The following is a 23782-nucleotide window of genomic DNA, read 5'->3' as shown; positions in this document are numbered from 1 at the left end:
CGATTGAAACCATCGCCAGCCATTTATATCATCCCGCCCAACATAACCCAGGGTGAACATCATGAGGTACGTACTGGCTGCCCTCATCATCTTCATGGTCGTTGCATCCGGCTGCATAGCCAATAACGAAGGAACGTCAACGGTTTCTCCGAGTTCCTCGAGCAAAACGTTCACTCCCCCGATGACCAAGTACGACGTTCTGAAGGAGGGGCAGGAAAGGCCAGTTGTTGAGGGCCTAAATGCTTTTACCTTCGACCTGTACCGCGAGCTGAGCGCGAAAGGAGGAAACATATTCTTCTCGCCCTACAGCGTGGAGGTCGCCCTGGCGATGGCCTACGAGGGGGCGAACGGAAGCACTCGGGAGGAGATGGGGAAAGTCCTGCACCTGCCCGGGGACGACGAGGCCAGATGGACGGGCTTCAGATACCTGATACTCTCCCTTAATCCATCGAACGGGCCCTACGTCCTCAGCACCGCCAACGCGCTCTGGATGCAGAGGGGCTACCCTGTGAACGAGCGATACCTCTGGATAATCAGGGAGTTCTACCTGGGAGACGTGAGGAACGTTGACTTCGTTAAGAACCCAGATGGAGCGGCGGAGGAGATAAACCGCTGGGCCGAGGAGCAAACAATGGGCAGGATAAAGGACCTCGTCCCGAAAGGGGCGTTGAACGAGTACACAAGGCTCGTGATAACCAACGCGATATACTTCCGAGCCAACTGGTCGAGCAGGTTTGACCCGAGGGACACGGCCAACGAGAGCTTCACCCTCGCCTCGGGCGAAAAGATAACGGTTCCCATGATGCACCAGAGGGGAACCTTTAACTACACCGAGAACGACGAACTCCAGGCCCTCGAGATGCCCTACGAGGGCGGCCTGCTGAGCATGCTGATAATACTGCCCAGGGATAACTCCCCCTCAGGCATCGAGGGGAAGCTCACGCCGGAGTTCATCCGGGAGCTCAGGAAGGGCATGATGCCTGAACTCGTCGACGTGACGGTTCCCAAGTTCAGGTTCGAGGCGAGCTACTCGTTAAAGATGCCGCTCATCGACATGGGTATGAGGGAGGCATTCAGCGGTAGAGCGAACTTCTCGGGAATCACCGATGTCGAGAGGCTCTTCATAAGCGACGTGATACATAAGACCTTCATAAGCGTCGCAGAGAACGGCACCGAGGCGGCCGCGGCGACGGCCGTTATAATTGAGGCCGCCTCTGCACCAGGAGAAGAGCCGGAGTACAAGGTTTTCAAAGCAGACCACCCGTTCCTGTTCCTCATAGTAGACAGGGAAACGGGGGCGGTACTCTTCATGGGCAGGCTGATGGACCCGAGGGGTTGAGCTTTTTAAGCCCCTCCCCCAACTCTTTTCATGCCAGCCTGGAAGGACGGAAAGCTCGGACTGCCTGTAAAGGAAGCCGTGAAGCTGTTTCCGGAGCTGAACAATTACATAGACGAGCGCGGAAGGCTCGATTTCTCGAACAGGGAAGCGAGGATACTCTACAACAGGGCGATAGCGAAGGCCCTCTTCGGGCTGGAGATAGAGTACCACCCGCGCGGGCTCGTGACCACCCCTGTCTCGCGCTACCTATTCCTCAAGACCTTCCTGCGCGGGGGAGAGAGGGTTCTTGAGATTGGAACCGGCCATACCGCGATGATGGCCCTCATGGCTGAGAAGCTCTTCAAGTGCGATGTTACCGCGACGGAGCTCGACGGGGAGTTCTTCGAGTATGCTAGGAAGAACATCGAGCAGAACGGGGGAAAAGTCAGGTTAATCAAAAGCAACGGTGGGGTAATCAAGGGGGTAATCCCTGAGGGCGAGCGCTTTGACGTAATCTTTTCCGCCCCGCCCTACTACGAGAGGCCGACAAGGGGCGTTCTGACGGAGAGGGAAGGCGTTGGTGGAGGCGAACACGGGGAGGCTTTCTCGGTGAGGCTCATCGAGGAGGCTCTGGAATACCTGAAGCCCCGGGGAAAGGTAGCTCTCTTTCTTCCGGACAAAAAGCCGCTGATAAATGCCATAACGAAAAAGGGAGAAGAGCTGGGCTACTCCGTGAGGGACGTGCGCTTTAAAGCTGGAACGCGGTGGAGGCACAGTTTGATTTTATCCGTTTAGGGACTCGGACCGTGGGCGTTTCAGCATCCACGCCGGCTCAGAGGAGGTGCTTTCTCCTCATCGTCCCCAAATTCACTTCATGTCCTCAACGTAGAGGAAGAGCGCCTTGAGGTACTCCGTGTCCTTCGAGGCCATAAGTATCGGGTGGTCCGGCGCCTGGGTTCTGTAGGGTTCAAGGAGCTTGAGGAACTTGCCCGCCTTGGCCGCGGCCGCTATCACCATGTCCTTGAAGGCCTGCATGTCAACGTGCTGGGAGCACGATGCCGTGACGAGTATGCCCCCTTCCTTCACCAGCTGTAAACCAGCGTAGTTCACGTTGAAATACGCCCTAAGCCCGCGCTTGAGGTCCTTCTCATGCTGGACGAATGCAGGGGGATCGAGGATCACTATATCGAACTTCTCACCCCTCTTTATCATCTCCTCCATGATCGGGAAGGCCGAGCCAACGACGTACTTCATCCTATCCTCGACGCCGTTGAGCTTGGCGTTCTCCTTCACCATGTTGATCGCCCAGGGGGACTTGTCGACGGCGACAACTTCATCCGCCCCGGCGACAGCGGCGTGTATCGCGAAGCCGCCGGTGTAGGTGAATACATCGAGAACCCTCATTCCGGGTTTAACGTACTTCTCCAAGGCAATACGGTTCTCCCTCTGGTCGAGGAAGAAACCCGTCTTCTGGCCACGCATATCGACGATGAACCTCGCCTTCCCCTCCTTGATTATCGTCCTGTACTTCTCCTTGCCGAGGAGGACGCGCTCGATTTCTGGCAGACCCTCCCTGCGCCTGCTCCTCCCCGTGTTCTTCTCGAAGACGGTCTCGATTTCAGGTTCAGCCTCCATGATGGCCTCGGCCAAGTCGAGCTTGAACTTCTCCATCCCGATGCTCGAAATTTGGAGCGAGGCTATCTCGTTGAAGCGGTCAACTATAAGGCCGGGGAGGTAGTCCGCCTCGCCGTAGACCATACGGTATGCCTTGTCGTAGCCGAGGACCTTTTTCCTGTACTCGTTGGCCCTCCTAATCCTCTCGCGGAAGAGCTCCTTGTTTATCTCAACGTCTCTGTCCTTGGTGACGAGCCTGATCATGATGTTGGAGTTGGGGTTGACGAATCCCTTTCCAAGGAACTTGCCGCCCCGAGTGTACACCTCGACAACGTCACCGGGTGAAAACTCGCCCTCGGTTCTCACAACACCCTTTTTGAAGACTATCATCGCGCCTTTTCCTATCGCCCTCGCGGCCTGGGCGTCAACTATCACCTTCGCCATCTCTCACCACCGGTTGAAGTTCGGCGATAGGTATATAACCCTTAGCGTCCTATATTATGCCGGTGATTCTATGCACTTCGAGGTAGTGAAAGAGTTTCTCGAGGAAATAGGGGCGGATTGGATAGAGATTGACGGCGAAATCCACCTTGAGCCGGAGGTCTTCTACGAAGTCTGGAAATACGTCGGCCAACCCGACCTCGGCATGTACACGATCGAAGACGAGGTCGTCGAGCCCGGTTCTTACGATCCGCCCGAGAAGAAGTACGTAAGTACGAAGAAGATTCGGGTCAAGAAGGCGTACTTCACTACGCTGGACGACAAGAGAATAGTAACGGACTACAACGAACTCCAGAGGATTCTGAAGGAGAAATCTCCCTGATTCCTCTTCTTATCCGATTATTATTTGGAGCATGAGAACTCCCATACAGTTCGTTCTTTTGACGCCGAGGCCCATTGCCAGAAGCCCTATCATGGCTCCCCCCGTAAGGACGAGGAGTCCCAGGAGGCCGTCGAAGTACAGGGAGAGAAGCAGGAGGGCAACCACAACCGCACCATTCAGGAGCCTATAGGGCACACGTGACAGGGCCTTGAGTATGATGGCCGCCAGCGGCTCGCCGTAACTCAGAACCAGAAGGGAGACGAAGAGGGCCGCCAGGGCGTAGTACGGCAGGAATCCCACGGCATCGGGGGTCATGAGCGCCACGATGCCGTTTCTCACCCTCCTGGTTTCCAGGAAGTTCACGAACGAAAACAGGAAGTTGGCGGTGTTGACGGAAAAAACGACCGTCAGAAACGAGCGTTCGTCCCTGGAGAGAAAAGAGCCAATCAGGGCCGCCTGAGAGGCGGTGAACGCTGGGATCAGCGAGGCCATCATCCCAAGGAGGGTTCCCAGAAAGGAAAAGCCTATGAAGCGTTTCAAGTCCATTCTGATTTTTCCATCACCTCCCGATAGGCTCCCGGTCCCATTCACGATCGCTGTGATGAGCACGGGCAAACCGAAGAGTCCCGTGAATAGGTGGTAGTACGGCTGTCTCAGTGGGAGCCAGAAAGCCAGGACTCCAAAAAGGCCGGAGAGAATGAACACCAGAGCCGCGTGGAGCTTTTTCAGGCCCCCCTCGGTGAGGATCAGGAAAACGGCCAGAAAGCATACGACCGTCCTCCCAATCTTTGGAGTGTAAGCGCCCGCCAGCACGGGATAGACGGGGGAGATGAGAATCGTCATGAAAACCGCCAGAAAGCTCGCCCACAGCGCTATCCTAACGACCTCCATAGCCCTTCCGCGGAGAACGAGCCTGTGCGCCGGCAGGATTCCAAGGGCCGTTCCCTCGTCAGGAACGCCGAGGAAAGCCGACGGAACGACGTCCAGGAACGTATGGGTTAAACCCATCGAGAAGAGCAGCAGGTTCCCGCCTATCCCCGCGGTCGCCAAAAACGCCCCAAGGGTGTTCACGTGGATTCCGGGGAGGATACCGCTAATGGTTCCCGCGAGGACTCCGCTCAGCAGTTCCCGGAGCAAAGGTCATCACCCGAAGCAACTTCAAAGGCGGGCATGTTCCTGTAGGTGGTGAAGAACCCGTAGGCCGTTACCGTCTCGTTAGCCTCGAGGGAGACGTTGAGTGACTTTCTAAGTTTGAGGAGAACCCAGCAGTCGCCGTTGGTGACGTTCGCCAGTCCAAAGCCGTTCCTGTAAACCCTGACCCATTCAACCCATCCGGCTATCCTTGCAAAGGCCCCGTCAGAGAAGGAGCATATCCCGTTGGGCAGCCCTTCCCTGGGCTCGATGACTTCGCACTTCAGGCAGTGGAGTGAAGACCTCCTCCTGACGGCCTCAAAGTGAATTCTGTCACCGACCCTGGCCCTGAAGTTGTGGAGCCTCAACCCTGTGCAGTCGAGCTTCAGGGAGCGACCGGCTGCAATTACGGTGCAGTTACCGACGGCGATGTCTCCGATGGACGCCTCTGAAACCGGAACCCGCTCCGCGCGGCCCGTTACGACAACATCATCGGGCGAATCAACGATGAGGGAAAGCTTTGAGTAGAACCTGACTATTCCCACCACCCTCACGCGCTCCCCAACTTCGAGGCTTGTGCCGTAGGGGAGATAGAGAACAACCTCCTCGCTTCCGTTCCAGATCACGGTTCTTGAGCCGTTGTAAATCACGGTTCCCTCGACGACCCATGGCATGCTCTCTCTGGGCTTCCTCGGAAACCCAAGAACCCTGTATCTGAGGGGGTAGAACCTGTTTCGATACCATATGCCCTCGACCCTCACGATTCGACCCTTTTCCACGGGGAGAGCGATCGCCAGCCTCACCCTCCCCGGCGTCAATATGTAAAGGCCCGATGACGGCCAGTAGGCGCCTTCCACGGTGGAGAGGGGAAAGTCCGGCTCGGCAGGCTCTATTCGAACATCCCTGAGCCTTGCTCCAGAGGTCGTGTTGTACATCCTTCCTACCGCTCGGTAAATCTCGCCCTCCTGGAGGGATGCGTACACCCCCACCGTGGTCCGTCCATCGCTCAGGAGCGAGAAGGAGCCCGAGGAGTACACGCAGACGCCGGTGAACTCGTCGGAGCCTCCCGTGGTTGCGCCGATGTGGGCCATGACCAGCAGAACCACTAACGAACCAATCAACAGAACAACTGTCAGTCTTTTATTTGTCACCATGTTTGATAGTAAGAATTGGACCTTAAAAAACTTACCCCATTAACGGTGAGGGTGGAAAAGAAGAGGGTCAGTAGACTTCGCCGCTCGGGTAGACGACGATGCCTTCCTCGTTGATCTCGAAGGGGTACTTCTTCATGGAGTGCTTGGTCTCGCGCATCTTCCTGATGAGGAGGTAGCGCTTCAGTTCGACCTCCTTCTCGACGAAGTCCAGAAGGACAACGCCCCTTGCTATGTACTCCTCCATTCCATAGCGGCTTATTCTACCCCTGCTGGGGTCGGGGGCCTCGGTGGTCAGTATCGATGTGACGCCCATCTCAAGGAGTATCGTGTTGAGCTGGAGAAGAACCTCCCTTATCTTGCCCTCCTCCTGGAGTCTAAAGGCTATGGAGGGGATCGAGTCTATCACCAGTCTCTTGGCGTTTATCGCCTTGACGACACGGTATATGTAGCGGAGAAAGTCCTCGGCGTTGAGGTTGCCCTCGAGAACGTACTGCTCCTCGGAGGGTAGCCCGACAACCGCGCTGACGCCGTCAACTATGGCTATCTTTCTCTCCCTCTCGTACTTTTCAAGGTCCCATCCGAAGGCCAGCATCTCCCTTCTGAGGTCCTGCGCCCTTTCCTCAAGGGTGACTATGACTCCGGGTTCGTCATGCTCAGCGGCACCCTTGTAGACGAACTGAACTCCAAAAGTAGTCTTACCGCTTCCAGTTGGCCCTGTAACCAAGACGGTCGTTCCCGCGGGAAAACCACCCTCGATTAAATCGTCAAAACCAGGGATACCGCTTTTTACTCTTTTGACGGTGTATTTCATGACCATCCAAATCACCCGTGAAATCTTTACGAACTCTCTCCTTTGTCTAATATAACATCTGGAACCAAAGAGATATAAAACTTTTGGGGTGCAAGTGGCCACTCACGTTTAAATCAATATATCCCGGGGATTGTTCGGAAGTTCGCGCTATTTGGGGCTGCAAGCGCCATAAACGGCCGCCCTGAGGGTTTTTGGAGAATCCGTAGTTGGGAAGGATATATAATCCACAACACCACGGAAACCGTTTTATGCTCCAACATCCACCTATCGATGAGAGGTGAAGCCATGCTTGATCCCTTCGGAGATAGAGCCAAGCGGCTCGTCAAGGAGGAGTTCGGTGGAATAAGCGAACTGCTCTCAATCATCCCCTCCTACGTGGGAATAGACCAGGCCATAGAGAGGGTCTCGTGGGTGAAATCGGGCGAGATTCCGGAGGAGATTCTCGGACTTGGAGACGTTCAGGACCTGCTGACGTTCTACGCCCTTCTGGGCGCCCTTGCGTTTTCACCCTACGGCATAGAGATGGAGCTCGTGAAGGAGAGCAACGCCAGGATATACTCCGAGAGACTTAGACGGGCGGGGAGGATAAGGGGAACCTCAATCGCCCTGGAGAGCGTGGATACGGACGAGATACCCACCAGGGACAGAACAATACTTGAGAGAACCCACCACCAGGAACTCCCTCCCGGGGAGAGGGAGAGGCTCAGGCTGAAGTACAAGATACCCCTCGGAAAGCTTCTGGAGCTGTGGGATGGCAGCCTCAAGGAGGTGTACATCAGGAGAGGCTACGCATACCTCACGGAGGAACAGGGACTGAGGCTGTGGGAGAGGTCCTTCGAGAGGAACTTTGAAAGGGCGGTGAACCTGCTCTATGAGGTGAGGGACGAGCTTCCGGAGTACTACCTCAGGCTCTACGAGAGACTCGGGGAAGTCGCGAGGGAGCACTTCAAGGAAAGGCTCGAAAGGATGGGCTCGGCAGAAGCTCAGCCGCTGCGCTTTGACCTCTTCCCTCCGTGTGTTAAAACCGCCCTCGGGGGCGTTCCGTCCGGGCTGAGGAACTACGCCATAACGGTTCTCCTCACGAGCTTCCTGAGCTACGCGAGGCTGTGCCCCAATCCCCCCAGGAGGGACATCAGGGTAAGGGACTGCGTGAGCGACCTGAGCATCGTTGAGAAGGAGATACTTCCTGTGATAATCGAGGCTGGTAACCGCTGCAGCCCGCCACTCTTCGAGGACCAGCCCCACGAGGTCAAGAACATCTGGTATCACCTCGGCTTCGGCCTGACGGACAAGCCAACCCTCGAGGACAGCGGAAACTCCACGTGGTACTTCCCGCCGAACTGCTCCAAGATACGGGCAAACGCCCCGCAGCTCTGCAAGCCGGACAGACACTGCAGGAACATCAAGAACCCGCTGACGTACTATCTGAGACGTCTCTACCTTGAAAACAGAGGAAAAGCCGGCGAGAAGGAAAGCGTCGAGGGCGGTGAGGAGAATGGCTGAGCTGTTCAGGGAGGCCACGCCGAAGGAGCGGAAGCTCTACTACTCGAAGGAATGGAGCCCCGAGAAACTCCCGGACTTCATAGTCGAAACCCTGGAGAACAGGGAGTTCGGCTTCGACCACACCGGAGAGGGACCGAGCGACAGAAAGAACGTCTTCCTCGATGTTCGCGATCTGGGCGACTACATACGGGCAACGGCCCCGTACGCGATATACTCCAGCGTCGCCCTCTACGAGGAGCCCAAGGGCATGAGCGGCTGGCTCGGGGCAGAGCTGGTCTTCGATATAGACGCGAAGGACCTGCCGCTGAGGAGGTGCTCCCACCTTCACGAGCACGGCCAGGTGTGCCCGATATGCCTCGAGGACGCGAAGGAGCTGGCGAGGGACACCCTGGTGATTCTCAAGGAGGACTTCGGCTTCGAGAACGTTCACGTGATATACTCCGGGAGAGGCTACCACATCCGCGTTCTGGATGAATGGGCACTCTCCCTCGACGGAAAGGCCAGGGAGAGGGTGCTGGCTTACGTCAGTGCCGCAGAGGACGTAACCTTCGATGATATCCAGAGCAGGAGGATAATGCTCTCCTCGGGCTATTACAGGGTCTTCCGCCTCAGGTTCGGATACTTCATAAGGCGGGTCAACGAGAACCACCTCCTCAACATAGGCCTGAAGAGGGGGCAGGTCGAGAAGGTTCTGGAAAGCAAGGAGGATATATACGAGGGCTTTGTGAGGAAGGGCCTTCTGACCGCGTTCCCGAGGGGGATAGGGTACAAAACCCTGACGAGACTGTTCTCCCTATCGAGTACGTTCTCAAAGGCCTACTTTGACGGAAGGGTCACTGTTGATGTTAAAAGAATCCTGCGCCTCCCGTCGAGCCTCCATTCCAAAGTCGGCCTCGTAACGACCTACATCGGCTCGGACGAGAAAAAACTTGAGCGGTTCAACCCGTTCGAGGATGCGGTTCCTAGATTCAGAAGGAAAGAGGTCAGGGAAGCCTACGGGGAGTGGCTGGAAGAGCACGGGGATGAACTGTGAACGGAAGGATAAAGATAGCCACGGCGATGCTGATATGGGGCAGCGTGGGGATATTCGCACGCTTCTCGAACCTATCCGGCCTAGGGGTTGCCTTCTTCAGGGTGGCCCTTGGCGCCCTCCTGCTCCTCGCCATCCTAATGAGAAGGAGGGAATGGCTCCAATCACTCCTCCCCCTCCTGAAGGCCAGGTGGAAGCCCCTCTTGGCGCTGGGCGTTTCCCTCGCCCTGAACTGGGTCTTCCTGTTCACGGCGTTTAACTACACCACCATAGCCAACGCGGTTCTCGTCTACTACCTGGCCCCGATAATAGCGACGGTTATCTCGTGGAAGTTCCTGGGAGAGAAACTGAGCCTGAAGAGCTGGCTCCTTATAGGCACTGCCTTCGCCGGGCTTATCCTGATCATGAGCGGCCAGAACGTTGACCTAGGCGACAAGGACTTCATAGGGATTCTGCTCGCTCTGGTGGCGGCTTTCTTCTACGCCCTGATACCGAACCTCGGAAGGTTCCTGCGCGGAATCGAAGGCAAAACGCTGACTTTCCTCCAGCTCGCAATAGCATCGCTCGTGCTCGCCCCGTTTATGGCCCTCTCGGGCGCCGGAGAACCTGCCTGGTGGGCGATTTTCATCCTCGTTGCGGTTCACACAGTTCTGGCGCTGTTCCTCTACATGGACGGGCTCAAGGATGTCGAGGTCAACGAGGCAGCCCTGCTGAGTTACCTAGACCCCATGAGCGCGATAGTCTACGCCTTTCTGATATTCGGGGAGGTTCCGGGAATAAGAACCGCGATTGGAGGGGCCCTGATACTCCTCGCATCCCTGCTGGACGTCAAGGCGAGGGGGTCGTAGCCCGCCTTCTGTCTCAAGGGGACATTCGACTGAGCGGCCTACCACGGGGCTCCCACCGGGAACTCATCGCCCCTCCCTCGGCCTTGCACCCCGCGGGACGGCCGTTTCACCGGTCCCCGACGGGTCGTCTGCGGGTTAGCTCGGGCACCGTCGCCGGGCCCTTCGCCGCTTTCATCCCCATACCCGCCGGGACGTGTCGTTTCTGCGCCGTTGCCCTCCCTCTCGGGAGGTGCCTTGCGGCACCGCGGCCCCGGTGCGGTGGGCGGAACTTCCTCGGGAGTGCCCCGAGAGTCCCCGACCCCCTCGCCGAAGGGGAGTTAGAAAAGGAGGGATAAAAAAGTTTGGTATTCACTTCTTCTTGGGGAGTTCCTTGTTCTCCTTGAACTTGGGCTCCTTGGGCCTCCTGAACCTTCCGAGGGGCGAGCGCCTCTTCGGTTTGGGCCTGGCACGTTTTTTGGATTTTCCGCCCTCGCGGGTGTAGTAGAAAGCCCCAGCGACGAGCAGGAGGAAGGCCACGATGACGAGACCTATCCACAGGCCTCCGGAGGCTCCCGACGAGGTTGTCGTCGTGGTGTTCGAAGCGGTGGTGGTCGTGGTGGTAGTGGTTGTCGTTGGGGGCGCAGGGGGCTGCAGGTACAGCTCTCCCTTGGACGTGCTGGTTTCACCCATCGCGCTCAGGGTAAACTCGTACTCAACGACCTTCCCCACGGGCAGCTCAAACTTCAGGGAGACCTCGTTGGTTCCCGGTTTGAGCACGCTCTGGAGCGAATCCTTGTAGAGGACGTTGCCATCGGCGACGATTCTGTATCCAAATTCGCCCTGAACCTCCTCGTAGTTGGGGTTCTCCATCGTGATTTTAAACATAACCTCCTCGTCAGAGACCCTCTCGTAGGTCACGTTGCGGATGACCGGCGGGGCCTGCACCTTGTAGGAGACCTTACCGCTTCCGATGATCCTCCCATCGAAGGTCAGCTCTATGACAGAGGTCAGGTTTCCTGATACGTTGGTCGGAAGTTCCGCCTCGATCACGTCCGTGCCGCCCTTAACGGTAACCGGTGTCGTGGTGTTCGAGACGAGGCTTCCGTTCCTGTAGGTCTCCACGGTCAGGTTGAGGCCAACCGTCCTCTCCGACAGGAGGGTGAGGTAGGCCCTGTTTTTCTCACCGAGCTTCACGACGTCCGACTGGAGGGAGAGGCCAACGAGTTTAACCCCGAAACGAACCGGGATTTCGCGGGAGTACCTGTAGCTTCCGCCGTCGTACCCGATGCGGTACTCCAGCCTGTACGTTCCCTCCGGGAGGTCGTAGCCAACGGGAACCTCGAAACGTATCAGGTTGTCCCCGGGCTTCATAGCCAGCGTTCTGTTCTCGAAGAAGTAGACCTTGCCGCCCGATGACAGGGAAACGGAGGCCTCAACCATGACGTCCGAGTGGCCGATGTTGTCGACGTGGGAGAACACCACTATGGTTTCCCCGTTGAGGGCGTAGGACGAGCCGGGCCTCTCCTTCACGTAGGCATCGGCAACTCCGAAGTTCAGGGCGCTCTCGATTATGTGGAGCGGAACCGTGGCGTGAACTATGTACATCGAGTTGTCGGCGGTGTACGCCAGAAAACGCAGATAGAGGGTGTAGGTTCCGCCGGAGACGTTGGAGGCGCAGGATATGTTGTACGAGACGGAGTACGTCTTCTGGGATGTCCAGTCGGTGAATATCGTTGGCTTAATAGTTAGATTGAAGCCCGAAATCTTGTTTCCGTCCGCGTCCTCGACCCAGAACTTCTGGTAGCTGACCACCTTGAAGCTGAAGCCGCCGGCGTTCGTCAACATTATCGTCCCGCTGCTGTAGTCGCCGCGCAGCAGGGTTATCTCATCGTTCGTCGTGAAACTGACGAACTGAGCCGAGGACCGGGGGAGAAGCGCCATGACCAGCATCAAAAGGATAAACGCAACCGCTGTCTTTCTCATGCGTTCCCACCACCAATAGTTGTGTTTTCACCCATATAAAGGCTACTCTCCATAGAGCAGAATAAGGGCACCCACGACCATCAAACCGGCAAAGGCGGCCATCATGAGCCTGTACCAGAGGAGCCTGGAGAGGTGGGGCCCTATGACGAGACCGAGCACGAAGAGCATAAAACCGTAGAATATCGCGAATATTCCCAGGGCGGTGTTAACGCTAATCCCCAATATCAGGAGAACCCCCAGGAGCGCTCCTGCGAGCACCGTGACGTGGGGAACCGTGAAGGCCAGGTAGTCCCTTAAAACCCTTAGGTCTTCGTCCATACCCATCACTCCGTTATGAAGGCGTAGGTCGTTGTCGTCGGGAGGGCTTTTCTGATTTTCGGAAGGAGGTACCTGGGGTACAGCTCCTCCGCCTTCTCCTCCAGGATATCGTAGGTGCCGAGGATTTTGTCCATGACCTTAACCTCAATACGGCCCCTCACCCTAAAGTACCCCCTGTAGAGGGTGCTTATCTCGAGCACTATCGGTATCCTGAGACGCTCCTCCTCGCCCCTATCGAGGAGGGAGAGAAGGTACTCCAGCTCGGAGCGTTTGAAGTAGTGGTAGCTCCCATCCCGCAGTCTGACTCTAGGCTCATTCTCGTTGAGCAGCTCCCCCAGCGTGGGTCTGCTGGCGGGAAGGTGGAGGTTCACCCTGGCTATCTCCCTGTTTAGTATGTCCTCTGCCTTCGGCATGTTCGTGCCTACTCGCGAATCCAATAAACCTTTGCTTAACACTAATTTGTTAAAAATCGTCAGAACAGGCAGATAAAATGACAGTTTCTTGTCAATCAAAGGAGGATTCAAGCGCACCGTCGTCATAATGACAAAAATCCAGTGAAAAGGCTTTTATTGGGTTAATCGTTCAATAAGATGGTGTTAATACTGAACATTTAAGCAATAATAGGTGATAAAGATGAACGATTTGATCACGTCCGGCGTGGGACACGGACTTGAATCGAAGAGGGTGAGGTTCATCCAGCTCATTTTCGTGGACATCAACGGCGTTCCGAAGGGCATGGAGGTCCCCATAGGGAGATACGACGAGGCTATAGAGGACGGCATAGCCTTCGATGGCTCCTCGATTCCGGGATTCGAAGGGATAGAGGACAGCGATTTAATTTTCAAAGCGGACCCCTCAACCTACGCCGAAGTCCCATGGGAAGGCGTCTCCAGGGTCTACGGGTACATATACAAGGGGGATAAACCCTATCCTGCGGACCCCAGGGGCGTCCTCAGGGATGCCCTTGGAGAGCTTGAAAAGGCAGGATTCAAGGCGTATATAGGGCCAGAACCAGAGTTCTACCTCTTCAGAAAGAACGGCTCCTGGGAGCTTCAGATACCCGACAGCGGCGGCTACTTCGACCTGGTGACCCTCGACAAAGCCAGGGGTATACGCAGGGAGATAGCGCTCCACATGCCGGCCCTCGGACTCGTTCCGGAGGTTCTCCACCACGAGGTCGGGAAGGCCCAGCATGAGATTGACTTCCGCTATGACGAGGCACTCAAGACGGCCGACAACATCATCAGCTTCAAGCACATAGTGAAGGCGACCGCCGAGGCCCACGGCCTCTACGCCACGTTCATGCCCAAACCCCTCTACGGATTCCCCGGCAACGGAATGCACCTTCACATAAGCCTCTGGGAGGACGGGAAGAACGCGTTCATCGGCGACGATGGACTCAGCGAAACGGCGCTCCACTTCCTCGGGGGTGTACTCGCCCATGCGAAAGCCCTGACGGCGGTAACGAACCCGACGGTGAACAGCTACAAGCGCCTCGTTCCAGGCTACGAGGCCCCGGTGTACACAAGCTGGGGATACAGGAACAGGAGCACACTGATAAGGGTTCCGGCGTTCTGGGGCAACGGCGCCAGGATAGAGTACCGCTGCCCGGACCCAAGCGCAAACCCCTACCTGGCCTTTGCCGCGATACTTATGGCCGGGCTGGACGGTATAAAAAGGAAAATTGAACCTGAAGCCTACGTGGAGGAGAACGTCTACGAGATGGACGACTCCCGGCGTGAGAGCCTCGGCATAGACACGCTCCCGGAAAGCCTCGGCGAAGCCCTTGAGTGGCTGAAGGAAGATAAAGTTGTCAGGGAAGCCCTGGGTGGGGCGTACAGGAACTTCATGGCCTACAAGGAACGCGAGTGGGATGGATACCTAGAATACCTCGGCGCCAAGGGTCTCCCGGAGGGAACAAAGAAGGTAACCGAGTGGGAGCTGGAGAGGTACTTCCACGTCTAGTGAATCTCTTCGAGCACTTCCTCGAGGACCGTTTCCTCGGGCTTTTCTTTCTCCTTCAGGTGCACCAGCGTCGAGCCGCCTATTATGAGGGCAGCCCCGATTAGCTGTTCAAAGGTGAGGGTCTCACCGAAGAGCAGGAACGCCAGTGTTATCGCAACCACCGGTTCAATCGTGGCGACTATGCTGGCCCTGCTGACCTCAATCTCCCTCAGAGCGTGGTTGTAGAGTATGTATCCGAGGAACGTCGGAAAGAACGCCAGGGCAAAGAGATACGGAACCGCGCCCGAGGGCACCGAGAAGTCCGTGAAGGGCAGGAGGTACAGCATGCCAAAGAGGAGCGTGTAGAAGAGCGCCTTCTCGGGCTCGTCGTCCCTGACGGCAAACTTCGCAAGAACGCCGTAGAGCGCGTAGGTCAGGCCGGTCAGTAGCCCAAATATCAGCGCCTTGGTGGAGAACTGCATGTCCCCCCAGTTCACTAGGAGAACGCCCAGCATAACCATCGCCAGGGCGGCGATTTTCTCCCTCATCAGGGGCTCGTTGAACACCAGCCTGCCCAGGATTATCGAATACACCGGGGCGGTGTAGAGGAGCAGAACGGCGAAGGACACCGAGGATATCGTTACCGTGTAGAAGTACAGCGTGTAGAAGAGGAAGATGCTGAAGAAGCCGTAGAGGGCGTAGAACCTAAGGCGGGAGCGCTCGAGGGAGAGTCCTATGCCCATGAGGCGAAGATAGGCCGCCAGCAGAACTATGGCGAAGAAAACGCGGTAGAACACCATAGTGAAGGGGGTCAGCCCGAAGCCGTCGAGGTACTTGGCGAATATGCCCAGCGTCCCCCACATGGAGGCGGCTAGAAAAACGAAAATGTAGCCTCGCTTCATGGACTCACCTCAGAAGACGGGGCCAACCGGGAGGCGCCTCTTGTGTTCGCTGCCCTTCACGAGTTTCTCGACGTATTCGACGGTTTCGATGTCGATTCCAAGCTCCCTCGCTATTTCAGCCTTTTCCTTTCCGAGGTCGATCATGCGCCAGAGTATCTCGTCGAGGAGGCGGTAGCTTATCCCGAGCTCGTCCTCGTCCGTCTGTCCCTCCCACAGGCCGGCCGACGGCTTCTTTTCGATTATCCTCTCCGGAACCCCGAGGAGCTTTGCTATCTCCCAGACCTCGGTCTTGTAGAGGTTTATGAGCGGAGCGTAGTCGCTGGCACCGTCGCCCCATTTCGTGAAGTATCCAGTGAGAAACTCACTCCTGTTGCTGGTTCCGAGGACGAGGCGGTTCATGGCGTTGGCGTGGGCGTACAGCAGGACCATCCTCGTTCTGGCCATGATGTTTCCCCTGCTCTTTGTGTCGAGTCCTCCAACGGCCCTCTCGAACTCGTCCACGATGGGCTTTATGTTGACCACCTTGTAGTCAATCCCCAGGCTCTCACAGACGAGCTTGGCGTCGTCAAGATCGCGGTTCTCGTAGTAGGGCATTATCAGGCCGAGAACTCTCTCCCTCCCAAGGGCCTCTGCGGCGAGGTACGCGACGGTGGCGCTGTCTATGCCCCCGCTTACACCCACGACGACCCCGTCCACACCAGCCTCTTCGACCTTCTCACGAATGAACTCCTTTATCCTCTCAACGGCGGCGCCGTAATCAAGCTTCCTCATTTCTTACCCTCCTTCACGTCCCTCAGGAACTGGGAGTACCCCAGGAACGCCATGACGACCCCCACCAGCATCAGCACGAAGGCAAAGAGGGAGTAGACCGCGTAGGGGTAGTCAACGGCGGTTGCACTGTAAGTATAATTCACGCTCCCGTTAAAAACATATATCACCGGTCTCTCCGTTGGATGGAGCGTTATCTCGCGGTTCACCAGCGTGTAGTTGGTCATCTCGGTCCCCTGGAGGAGGGAGAGGTTCGCGTTGGAGGAATAGAGAACGAGGGTTCTGTTGTGGTACAGGTACTCACTCTCGAATTTGTCGTCCCCCAGGTAGTGCATGCCCTCCCCAAGGGTTCCGCTCGCGGAGTAGGACTTGTCAACGCGATAGAAACCCGCGATGGATATGAGCAGGGCGAGGATGAGCATTATCAGTCCGACCCTCAGAAGAGGATAGCCCATAGCGTCCCTGAGCGTTCCCATCGGCATCACCTAGAGAAAGAAAAGAAGGGGTCAGTACTTGCCAACGAGGTGGCACTCGGCCCAGTGGTTGTGCTCGTACTCGACGAGCTGCGGGTGCTTGGTGTCGCAGAGTCCCTTCTGGGCGTAGATGCACCTCGGGTGGAAGCGGCATCCCGGCGGGATGTCAACGGCGTTGGGCACCTCACCCCTGATCGGCAGCTCCTTGATGATGTTCCTGCGCTCAGGCTTCGGCTCTGGAACGGCCGCGAGCAGTGCCCTGGTGTACGGGTGGAGCGGGTTGTCGATGACCTTCTCGACCGGTCCCATCTCGACTATCCTTCCGAGGTACATGACCGCCATCCAGTCGGCGAAGTACCTAGCGGTGGACATGTCGTGGGTGATGTAGAGGTAGGTGACGCCCATCTTCTCCTTGAGCTCCTTCATCAGCTCGAGGATCTCGGCACGGATTGAAACGTCGAGCATCGAGACCGGCTCGTCGGCGACGATGAAGGTCGGGTTGAGGATGAGGGCCCTGGCTATAGCGACACGCTGCCTCTGACCGCCGGAGAGCATGTGCGGGAACCTGCCGACGTAGTCCTCCGGTGGGGTTATCTTGACCATCTCAAGGGCCTTGTAGATGAGTTCCTCACGCTCTGCCTTGGTTTCACCTATGCCGTGTATGAGGAGCGGCTCCTCAAGGATGTCGAATATCCTGAACCTCGGGTTCATCGAGCTGAACGGGTCCTGGAAGATTATCTGCACGTGCCTTCTGTAGTCAAGGATCTCCTCCTTGGTCTTGATGTCAGTGACATCCTTGCCCTCAAGGTATATCCTGCCGTCAGTGGGCTCGAGGAGCTTGACGATCAGCTTTCCGGTGGTGGACTTACCACAACCGCTCTCACCGACGAGTGCGAAGACCTGCTGCTTGTATATCTCAAAGCTGATGCCGTCCACCGCGTGGACCTTCTTCTGCGGGGCACCCTTGATCGTGTCTATGAATCCCCTCTTGATCGGGAAGTACTTCTTAAGGTTCTCAACTTTAAGTACCGGCTCGGTCATTTCTCACACCTCACAGCAGCCAGCATGCGGCGTAGTGGTCCTTATCAACTTCCTTCAGCTCGGGTTCCTGCTCCTTACAAACCTGCATTGCGTATGGGCACCTCGGGTGGAAGCGGCATCCCTTCGGTGGCGTGATGAGGTTGGGCGGCTGTCCAGGAATGAACTCCAACTTCTCAACGTCCTCGTGGAGCCTCGGTATTGCCGCGAGGAGCTTCTGGGTGTACGGGTGGGCCGGCTCGTAGTAGACCTTCTCGCTGTCACCAATCTCGACTATCTTACCTGCGTACATTATCGCGACCCTGTCGCTGATCTCGGCGAGGATACTGAGGTCGTGGGTGATGAATATCATCGAGAGGCCGAGCTCCTTCTTCAGCTTCTTCATGAGGTTGATGATCTGCGCCTGAACGACGACGTCGAGTGCCGTTGTCGGCTCGTCTGCGATGACGACCTCGGGCTCAAGCAGGAGGGCGGTTGCGATGATGACACGCTGCTTCATACCACCAGAGAGCTCGTGCGGGTAGCGATAGACGATCTCAGGGTCAAGACCGACGAGCTCAAGGTACTTCTGAGCCCTGTCAAGGGCCTCCTCCTTGCTCATTCCCTTGTGGAGCATGAGCGGCTCGGTCATCTGGTAGCCGACGGTGTAGACCGGGTTGAGGGCGTTCATTGCACCCTGGAATATCATGGATATCTTCTGCCAGCGAATCTCCTTCCTGAGGACGTCCTCGGGAAGACCGACTATCTCCCTTCCGTCGATCTTCACACTTCCACTGACTATCTTGCCGGGTGGGGTCGGCATGCCCATAAGGGTAAAACCAAGGGAGGACTTGCCGCATCCGCTCTCACCGGCAAGTCCAAGCACTTCACCCTTCCTGAGGTTGAAGGTGAGGTTGTCGACGGCCTTGACGACACCCTTGCTGGTGAAGTAATACATCTTGAGGTCCTTAACTTCGAGCACGTTCTTAGCCATTTATACCACCTCACAGCCTCCTGAGCCTTGGGTTGAGTATCTTATCGAGGGCCGTACCGATGAGGACAAAGGTAAGGCCGACGACAGCGATACCGAGCCCGGGCGGGAGGACCCACCACCAGTAACCCTTGGTTGTCGCCGACTGCGCCTGTGCCGCGTTGAGTATCTGTCCCCACGTTACCGCGCTCGGGTCACCGATACCGAGGAAGCTCAGGGAAGCCTCGGCGATAACCGCACCCGGAACGCTGAGGGCTATAACCGCGAAGGCGTACGGAAGCAGCTGCGGAAGGATGTGCTTGAATATGATCCTTCCGTTGCCGGCACCTAGGGCCTTGGCGGCCTCTATGTACGTCTGCTCCTTGATCTGAAGGGCCATACTTCTCGCAATCCTCGCTATTCCCATCCATCCGAAGATGACCAACAGCAGCACTATGAACATTAGGGTTATGTGACCGAGTGTGGCTCCTATGAGGATAAGTATCGGCAGGCTCGGGATTGAGGCGAATATCTCGTTGATACGCATCATGAACTCGTCGGCGTTTCCTCCGAGGTAGGCACTGGTGACCCCGTAGATGAGGCCTATGACGGTGCTGAGGACTGAAACGAGTATACCGATGACGAGGGAGACCCTGCTACCCCAGATGATTCCGGCCCAGAGGTCCCTGCCGAGGTAGTCGGTACCCATGGTTCCGTAGCTCCTTCCGAGGAAGGTGACCTTGAGGTTGTCGTAGACGACCTGGTTGTACTTGGGAGCGGGGTTGTTGATCTTGAGTATAAGCTTGTACTGGCCGTTGAGCGGCTGCGGGTTGCCTATTATGTCGGTGACGTTCATTCCCGGCTCGACCTTGGCGAACATCGGAGCAACCATGTCGCTGATGAGGATCGTCTCGAGGGGAACCTCGAACATGGTTATCTCCCTGCCCTCGGTGACGTTCACGAGCCAGATGTATATGTTGGTCGAGATGGTGCTGTCCCTACCGATGGAGATGGTGGTGCCTGAGCTGAGCTGCTTGTTGGTGAGGAGCGGAACGGTCTTTCCGTCTGGCCTCAGGAGGTATATGTCCATGGTTGGTGCCTGAGATGGAGCGTTCAGCGTGACGTTCAGGCCCCTTATGATTATTCCCTGGGGTCCGAGGTAGTACCCATCTGGGAACTGATAATCGGCCTCAATTATGGTCACGGTATCGCTCGGGTGGCTGATCTTGAGGTCGTTGGCGTAGTAAACCTCCTGTGGAACGAGCTTCTGAGAGGTGAACATGTTGTACCAGGAGGGAGGAACGTTCTTGGGGTTGTCCTCCCAGTAGGCGGAGCTCCTCCACTTCTCGGGGAGGTTGGGCATGGTGGTGTATGGAGCCGTGAGTGCAACCAAGACAAGGATGATGAGGAGAATGACACCGGCTATGCCGGTCTTCTCCCTCTTAAACTCTTCAAGGAATTCCTTAAATCCTTCTTTGACGTCGACCCATCTCATCGTGAATCACCTCACATCTTGGCGGAAGCACCGACCTTGACACGCGGGTCGAGGAATCCGTAGATCATGTCCGCGAGGACCACTCCCGTCAGGTAGAGCACGGTGAAGAAGTACGTCAGTCCTATGAGGAGGTTGGTCTCGTTCTGCTGGAGGGCGACCCAGTAGAGCCTGCCCATTCCCGGGTAGTTGAAAACGAGCTCACTGATGATGGCACCTCCGAGCGAACCGAGGAGGGCGAAGATGATCATGGTGACTATCGGCGGGGCAGCGGCACGAAGGGCGTGGCCGTAGATGATCTTGTGCTCGGGGACACCCTTGGCCTTGGCGGCCATAATGAAGTCCTCCTGGAGGGTACCGATCATGATGTTCCTAGTCGTCCAAGCCCAGCCACCGAAGACGACGAAGACGTAGGTGAAGACCGGAAGGGCGAGCTTCCAAAGAACGTCCTTAACGTGCTCCCAACCGGTGAGCTGTGGGTCAAACATCGAGCTGAGCGGGAACCAGCCGAGCTTGAATGCGAATATCAGGAGGAACATCATTCCGGTCCACCACATCGGCAGACTGTAGGTGAGCAGTGCGAAGATGGAGAGACCCCTGTCGAAGACACTGCCGGCGTGCCTGGCGGCCCTGACTCCAAGGAAGATACCCAGTATGATGACTATTATAGTTGCTGTCGTGAAGAGCAGGATGCTCCTTGGAACGGCGACCTTGATGATGTCGGAGACGTTGTTGGTTCCGAAGATTGGCATGCTCGTCGTTCCGAAATCCAGCCGCAGCGTACGTAGGGCCTTATTATAGACCTTCTGCCAGTAGGGGATGTTCAGCTCGTACTTCTCCTCCAAGGCGGCCTGCTTTGCGGCCTTGGCCTGTTCAAAGGCCTCCAATCCCTGGCTCTGCTTGATTTTAGCACCCTCGGTTCTTTCCCACATCATCAGTTCTTCGTACATCTTGGATCTGTTGCTCTGCTCGGCAACCTTGACGAAGAGTGCCGAGATAATAAACGTCACTATCAGTAGAACGAGAATGGCGTTCAGGATCCTAAACACCAGGTACTTTAGATACCCCATTTTTCCACCCCCACGTAGGTTGCTCGTGTTTAATGTATCTTTTTCAGCATTGTAAAACTGGCTTTATATATCTTACTGCATAGATGTGCACATTTTCATAGAAGTGCACTATGAAGCTTGGAAAGAACCGTCAGAAACGCGGGTAAAATTTCAAAAAAGAGGGGAAAGAACGAAACTACTTCACTTCTTCTTGGTGAAGTACCAGGCGGCCGCGGCGATGATGATTATCACCAGGCCGACGACGACGTAGGTGGTCGTGTTGCCTCCACCGCTTGGCGGCTGGCTGGTGGTCGTGGTGGTCTCGCCGGGGCTGCTTGTGGTGGTCGTGCTGGGCGGCTGGGTGGTGGTGGTCTTGGTTATGTCGTCCCAGGTGAGGCCTGAGATCTTCAGCATGACCTTGGCGAGGTCGTCAACGTGCTCCTTGGTGAGGAGGTCGAGCCAGAGGACTCCCTCGGCACCGCTGCTGAAGGAGTAGGTCTTGTCAATGCCGTACTCCTTGGCGTTGGCGACGAGCTCACCCATGGCCCAGTAGAGCTCCCACGGGAGGGTCGGGTAGAACACGTAGAATCCAGCGGTCATGTCGTCGGCGAGCGGGTGCTCGTAGGTGCCGTAGACGACGTAGCCGTCGTCGGTCCACTGCCAGCCGAGTATGCTGGCGAGGGTTCCCGAAGTGCTCGAGGCAACGCTGTCGTCGTAGTACGGGTCGTCGGCGCCGTCCTTGTAGGCCCAGGTGTAGAGGAACGCGATGTAGTACTTGAGGTCGTCGATGTTGCCCTTAACGCCGTTGTGCCACTCGCCGAAGTCACAGGTGACCTTGACCTTGACGACGGCATCCTTGCCGGCGTTCTTGGCGATCCATCCCTGGGTCTGGTTGTAGATGACCGCGTCGTCCGGAACGGTGAAGTGGCCGCGCTCGAGCTCCCACTTGCACCTGTACGGGGTGACGATACCGTCGAAGTTGGTGGTGGCACCGTAGTCCCTGATGAGGTTCCAGACGCGGACGCTGTAGACGTCGCTCAGACCGCCAACCGGGTTGAAGGCGCTCATGAACATGGCACCGGTTGAGGCGAACTGGGCGATCTTAAGGTGCTTGTCCGGGGTCTCGGCGGTCATGATGCTCCAGCGCTGGCCGATACCGGTGCTGGCCTCCGGCTTGATGCTGGTGACCCTCTGCTTGTTGGCCGGGTAGAACTCCCAGGTCTCGATGAGGAAGACCCTCTCGCTCTCGAGGATGCCTATGAGCATGCTTATCTTCTGGAGGTCCCAGTACTGCTCCTTGGTGGTTATCTTGATCGGCTGCTCCGGAACGACGTCCGGGTTGAGGTGCGGGGTGTTCTGAGCCTTCTCCTTGGTGATCTCGAAGTAGGTCAGCAGGTAGGTGAGTTCCTCCTCGGTCCACTTAAGCATCGGGCCGAGGCTGTCAGGGCTCTTGTAGTACTCGGCACCGATCTTCTGGAGACCGGCGGCAACGTCGCCGTCGCCCAGGTACTTGAGGGCGTCCTCAACAGTGACGGTGTTAACGTGCTTGGGCTCAACCGCGCCAGGAACGTATCCGTACCAGGCGGCGTAGAACCAGGCGGTGTAGTCGTCAATCCAAACGCTCGGGATACCGCTGGTACCCCATCCACCGGTGTAGATGTTCCACTCGTAGTTGCTCGGCGGCTTGGCGAAGACGACCTGACCGGCCTTCTGCCTGTCCCACTCGAGCCTGTCAACCTTGAAGCCAACCTTCTTCTCAAGGAGGTCAGCAACGTAGAGACCGATCTCGTGCCTCTCATCCTCTATACGGATGATGAACTTGATCTCAACCGGCTGGCCGTCGAAGTACCACATTCCCTCCTTCTTCTCGAGGGTGTGTCCGTACTTAGCGACCTGCTGGGCGGCCTCCTGCATGGCGTTGCCGATTATCTTGAGGGCAAGCTCCTCGTTGCCGGCGCCGCTGAGGCCGAGGGCCTTGTAGACCGGCTCGAAGTACTTGTCGGCCGGGTGGCTCGGCCTGATGCATCCGAGCATCGGGGCACCGCTACCCTGGTAGATGTTCTGGACGATGTAGTCCCTGCTGATGAGCCAGTTCATGGCGAACCTGACCTGCCTGATGGCGAACGGGTTGAAGTAAACCTTGTCACCGACGGTGACGAGAGGAGCGTCCTTGTCCGGGTCGTGGTAGGTGTTGAAGGTCAGCTCGTTGTACGAGCTGGCGCTCTTGTACAGGTTGAGGTTGGCAAGAACATCCTCACCAAGACCCTGGTACTTTCCTGCGGGGAACGAGAACATACCAAGGTCGTACTCACCCTTGGCGATCTGGAGAATGACGTTCTCAGGGTTCTGGACACCCTGGTACTCGATAATGTCTGAGTAGCCGTCCTTCGGAAGGGTGTCGGTGTAGATCTTCCTCGGGCCGGTGTACTTCTCAAGCTTGAGGTAGAGGTTCTCCGGGGAGTACATGACGAGCATGTACGGACCGTTGCTGATGACAAAGTGGCCGTACTTGAGGTACCACTGGAGGTCGGCCTTGAAACGGGCCTTGGCCTCGTCGCTATTCAGCGGAATGTCCTTCGGAGTGTAGTTTGCTGCACTAACTGGGTGGATAGCAAACAAACTAAACAACATCAAACCCATAATAAACAATCCCAA

The 23782-nt window shown here is 56.8% G+C and carries 22 protein-coding genes and 1 other RNA gene; 7 read left to right on the top strand and 16 right to left on the bottom strand.

Translation table 11 applies throughout. The features are described 5' to 3' along the window. Positions 1–61: 61 nt before the first annotated feature. Both CDI07_RS09855 and CDI07_RS09850 read left to right on the top strand, forming a co-directional pair. Positions 62–1339, top strand: coding sequence for a serpin family protein (locus CDI07_RS09855; RefSeq protein ID WP_088181464.1), 1278 nt, complete (start codon positions 62–64; stop codon positions 1337–1339). Between the two features lie 30 nt (positions 1340–1369). Further along, positions 1370–2113 carry an RlmF-related methyltransferase gene (locus CDI07_RS09850; RefSeq protein WP_088181463.1) on the top strand — a complete coding sequence of 248 codons (744 nt, stop codon included), beginning with the start codon at positions 1370–1372 and terminating at the stop codon, positions 2111–2113. 72 nt (positions 2114–2185) lie between these two features. On the opposite strand, the gene CDI07_RS09845 is transcribed toward CDI07_RS09850, so the two are convergent. Then, a complete protein-coding gene (locus CDI07_RS09845) occupies positions 2186–3376 on the bottom strand; it encodes a class I SAM-dependent rRNA methyltransferase (RefSeq protein WP_088181462.1) in 1191 nt (396 codons plus the stop codon). 70 nt (positions 3377–3446) lie between these two features. On the opposite strand from CDI07_RS09845, the gene CDI07_RS09840 reads away from it, so the two are divergent. Next, entirely contained in the window at positions 3447–3755 is a 309-nt protein-coding gene (locus CDI07_RS09840) for a DUF5748 family protein (protein ID WP_088181461.1), read from the top strand. A gap of 9 nt (positions 3756–3764) precedes the next feature. Here the strand turns inward: CDI07_RS09840 and CDI07_RS09835 are convergent, their stop codons facing one another. From CDI07_RS09835 to CDI07_RS09825, 3 genes are all read right to left on the bottom strand, one after another. After that, positions 3765–4892 (bottom strand): tripartite tricarboxylate transporter permease, encoded by a 1128-nt coding sequence (locus CDI07_RS09835; RefSeq protein WP_088181460.1) that lies wholly within the window; start codon positions 4890–4892, stop codon positions 3765–3767. After that, positions 4874–6040 carry a hypothetical protein gene (locus CDI07_RS09830; RefSeq protein WP_088181459.1) on the bottom strand — a complete coding sequence of 389 codons (1167 nt, stop codon included), beginning with the start codon at positions 6038–6040 and terminating at the stop codon, positions 4874–4876. The genes CDI07_RS09835 and CDI07_RS09830 overlap by 19 nt, the downstream gene beginning before the upstream one ends. 67 nt (positions 6041–6107) lie before the next feature. Then, on the bottom strand, positions 6108–6857 hold the full coding sequence (locus CDI07_RS09825; protein ID WP_088181458.1) for an ATPase domain-containing protein: 750 nt from the start codon (positions 6855–6857) through the stop codon (positions 6108–6110). Between the two features lie 279 nt (positions 6858–7136). Between CDI07_RS09825 and priL the strand changes: the two genes are divergently transcribed. The 3 genes from priL to CDI07_RS09810 are packed head-to-tail and all read left to right on the top strand — an operon-like array spanning position 7137 to position 10232. Beyond that, a complete protein-coding gene (priL, locus tag CDI07_RS09820; RefSeq protein WP_088181457.1) occupies positions 7137–8354 on the top strand; it encodes a DNA primase large subunit PriL in 1218 nt (405 codons plus the stop codon). Continuing rightward, positions 8347–9387 carry a DNA primase catalytic subunit PriS gene (priS, locus tag CDI07_RS09815; protein WP_088181456.1) on the top strand — a complete coding sequence of 347 codons (1041 nt, stop codon included), beginning with the start codon at positions 8347–8349 and terminating at the stop codon, positions 9385–9387. Before priL ends, priS begins: the two co-directional genes overlap by 8 nt. Beyond that, positions 9384–10232, top strand: a complete 849-nt coding sequence (locus CDI07_RS09810; protein ID WP_088181455.1) for a DMT family transporter — start codon at positions 9384–9386, stop codon at positions 10230–10232. Before priS ends, CDI07_RS09810 begins: the two co-directional genes overlap by 4 nt. Here the strand turns inward: CDI07_RS09810 and rnpB are convergent. From rnpB to CDI07_RS09790, 4 genes are all read right to left on the bottom strand, one after another. Beyond that, positions 10218–10539, bottom strand: an RNA gene (rnpB, locus tag CDI07_RS09805) — RNase P RNA component. The genes CDI07_RS09810 and rnpB overlap by 15 nt on opposite strands. A gap of 41 nt (positions 10540–10580) precedes the next feature. Further along, positions 10581–12194, bottom strand: a complete 1614-nt coding sequence (locus CDI07_RS09800; RefSeq protein WP_088181454.1) for a hypothetical protein — start codon at positions 12192–12194, stop codon at positions 10581–10583. A gap of 42 nt (positions 12195–12236) precedes the next feature. Further along, a complete protein-coding gene (locus CDI07_RS09795) occupies positions 12237–12512 on the bottom strand; it encodes a hypothetical protein (protein ID WP_088181453.1) in 276 nt (91 codons plus the stop codon). A 5-nt stretch (positions 12513–12517) separates the two neighbouring features. Next, positions 12518–12925 carry a DUF61 family protein gene (locus CDI07_RS09790; protein ID WP_088181452.1) on the bottom strand — a complete coding sequence of 136 codons (408 nt, stop codon included), beginning with the start codon at positions 12923–12925 and terminating at the stop codon, positions 12518–12520. A 220-nt stretch (positions 12926–13145) separates the two neighbouring features. On the opposite strand from CDI07_RS09790, the gene glnA reads away from it, so the two are divergent. Further along, positions 13146–14477, top strand: a complete 1332-nt coding sequence (gene glnA / locus CDI07_RS09785) for a type I glutamate--ammonia ligase (RefSeq protein WP_088181451.1) — start codon at positions 13146–13148, stop codon at positions 14475–14477. Here the strand turns inward: glnA and CDI07_RS09780 are convergent. The 8 genes from CDI07_RS09780 to CDI07_RS09745 form a co-directional block, all read right to left on the bottom strand. Next, entirely contained in the window at positions 14474–15358 is an 885-nt protein-coding gene (locus tag CDI07_RS09780; RefSeq protein ID WP_088181450.1) for an EamA family transporter, read from the bottom strand. The two genes, glnA and CDI07_RS09780, sit on opposite strands and share 4 nt — an antisense overlap. A gap of 9 nt (positions 15359–15367) precedes the next feature. Then, positions 15368–16129, bottom strand: a complete 762-nt coding sequence (locus CDI07_RS09775; protein ID WP_088181449.1) for an NAD+ synthase — start codon at positions 16127–16129, stop codon at positions 15368–15370. Then, positions 16126–16608 (bottom strand): hypothetical protein, encoded by a 483-nt coding sequence (locus tag CDI07_RS09770; RefSeq protein WP_226996582.1) that lies wholly within the window; start codon positions 16606–16608, stop codon positions 16126–16128. Before CDI07_RS09770 ends, CDI07_RS09775 begins: the two co-directional genes overlap by 4 nt. Before the next feature lie 24 nt (positions 16609–16632). Continuing rightward, on the bottom strand, positions 16633–17640 hold the full coding sequence (locus tag CDI07_RS09765; protein WP_088181447.1) for an ABC transporter ATP-binding protein: 1008 nt from the start codon (positions 17638–17640) through the stop codon (positions 16633–16635). A gap of 10 nt (positions 17641–17650) precedes the next feature. Beyond that, positions 17651–18610 (bottom strand): ABC transporter ATP-binding protein, encoded by a 960-nt coding sequence (locus tag CDI07_RS09760; RefSeq protein WP_088181446.1) that lies wholly within the window; start codon positions 18608–18610, stop codon positions 17651–17653. A 10-nt stretch (positions 18611–18620) separates the two neighbouring features. Beyond that, positions 18621–20081: an ABC transporter permease gene (locus CDI07_RS09755; RefSeq protein WP_088181445.1), complete on the bottom strand. Its 1461-nt coding sequence runs from the start codon at positions 20079–20081 to the stop codon at positions 18621–18623. Positions 20082–20092: 11 nt separating this feature from the next. Further along, on the bottom strand, positions 20093–21148 hold the full coding sequence (locus CDI07_RS09750; protein ID WP_088181444.1) for an ABC transporter permease: 1056 nt from the start codon (positions 21146–21148) through the stop codon (positions 20093–20095). Positions 21149–21328: 180 nt separating this feature from the next. Further along, entirely contained in the window at positions 21329–23746 is a 2418-nt protein-coding gene (locus CDI07_RS09745) for an ABC transporter substrate-binding protein (RefSeq protein ID WP_226996580.1), read from the bottom strand. Positions 23747–23782 lie beyond the last annotated feature (36 nt).

Origin of the sequence: Thermococcus sp. 5-4 (assembly GCF_002197185.1) — an archaeon.
Classification (GTDB): Archaea; Methanobacteriota_B; Thermococci; order Thermococcales; family Thermococcaceae; genus Thermococcus; species Thermococcus radiotolerans.
Note: the sequence above shows the minus strand (reverse complement) of the source record. Positions and strands in the feature narration are given on the sequence as shown.

Excerpts from the sequence above, each read along its gene's own strand:
- CDI07_RS09855 (WP_088181464.1), top strand. The coding sequence starts at position 62 with ATGAGGTACGTACTGGCTGCCCTCATCATCTTCATGGTCGTTGCATCC.
- CDI07_RS09830 (WP_088181459.1), bottom strand. The coding sequence starts at position 6,040 with ATGGTGACAAATAAAAGACTGACAGTTGTTCTGTTGATTGGTTCGTTA.
- CDI07_RS09770 (WP_226996582.1), bottom strand. The coding sequence starts at position 16,608 with ATGCCGATGGGAACGCTCAGGGACGCTATGGGCTATCCTCTTCTGAGG.
- CDI07_RS09795 (WP_088181453.1), bottom strand. The coding sequence starts at position 12,512 with ATGGACGAAGACCTAAGGGTTTTAAGGGACTACCTGGCCTTCACGGTT.
- CDI07_RS09840 (WP_088181461.1), top strand. The coding sequence starts at position 3,447 with ATGCACTTCGAGGTAGTGAAAGAGTTTCTCGAGGAAATAGGGGCGGAT.
- priL (WP_088181457.1), top strand. The coding sequence starts at position 7,137 with ATGCTTGATCCCTTCGGAGATAGAGCCAAGCGGCTCGTCAAGGAGGAG.
- priS (WP_088181456.1), top strand. The coding sequence starts at position 8,347 with ATGGCTGAGCTGTTCAGGGAGGCCACGCCGAAGGAGCGGAAGCTCTAC.
- CDI07_RS09850 (WP_088181463.1), top strand. The coding sequence starts at position 1,370 with ATGCCAGCCTGGAAGGACGGAAAGCTCGGACTGCCTGTAAAGGAAGCC.
- CDI07_RS09800 (WP_088181454.1), bottom strand. The coding sequence starts at position 12,194 with ATGAGAAAGACAGCGGTTGCGTTTATCCTTTTGATGCTGGTCATGGCG.
- CDI07_RS09825 (WP_088181458.1), bottom strand. The coding sequence starts at position 6,857 with ATGGTCATGAAATACACCGTCAAAAGAGTAAAAAGCGGTATCCCTGGT.
- CDI07_RS09845 (WP_088181462.1), bottom strand. The coding sequence starts at position 3,376 with ATGGCGAAGGTGATAGTTGACGCCCAGGCCGCGAGGGCGATAGGAAAA.
- CDI07_RS09790 (WP_088181452.1), bottom strand. The coding sequence starts at position 12,925 with ATGCCGAAGGCAGAGGACATACTAAACAGGGAGATAGCCAGGGTGAAC.
- CDI07_RS09760 (WP_088181446.1), bottom strand. The coding sequence starts at position 18,610 with ATGGCTAAGAACGTGCTCGAAGTTAAGGACCTCAAGATGTATTACTTC.
- CDI07_RS09755 (WP_088181445.1), bottom strand. The coding sequence starts at position 20,081 with ATGAGATGGGTCGACGTCAAAGAAGGATTTAAGGAATTCCTTGAAGAG.
- CDI07_RS09775 (WP_088181449.1), bottom strand. The coding sequence starts at position 16,129 with ATGAGGAAGCTTGATTACGGCGCCGCCGTTGAGAGGATAAAGGAGTTC.
- CDI07_RS09765 (WP_088181447.1), bottom strand. The coding sequence starts at position 17,640 with ATGACCGAGCCGGTACTTAAAGTTGAGAACCTTAAGAAGTACTTCCCG.
- CDI07_RS09750 (WP_088181444.1), bottom strand. The coding sequence starts at position 21,148 with ATGGGGTATCTAAAGTACCTGGTGTTTAGGATCCTGAACGCCATTCTC.
- CDI07_RS09780 (WP_088181450.1), bottom strand. The coding sequence starts at position 15,358 with ATGAAGCGAGGCTACATTTTCGTTTTTCTAGCCGCCTCCATGTGGGGG.
- glnA (WP_088181451.1), top strand. The coding sequence starts at position 13,146 with ATGAACGATTTGATCACGTCCGGCGTGGGACACGGACTTGAATCGAAG.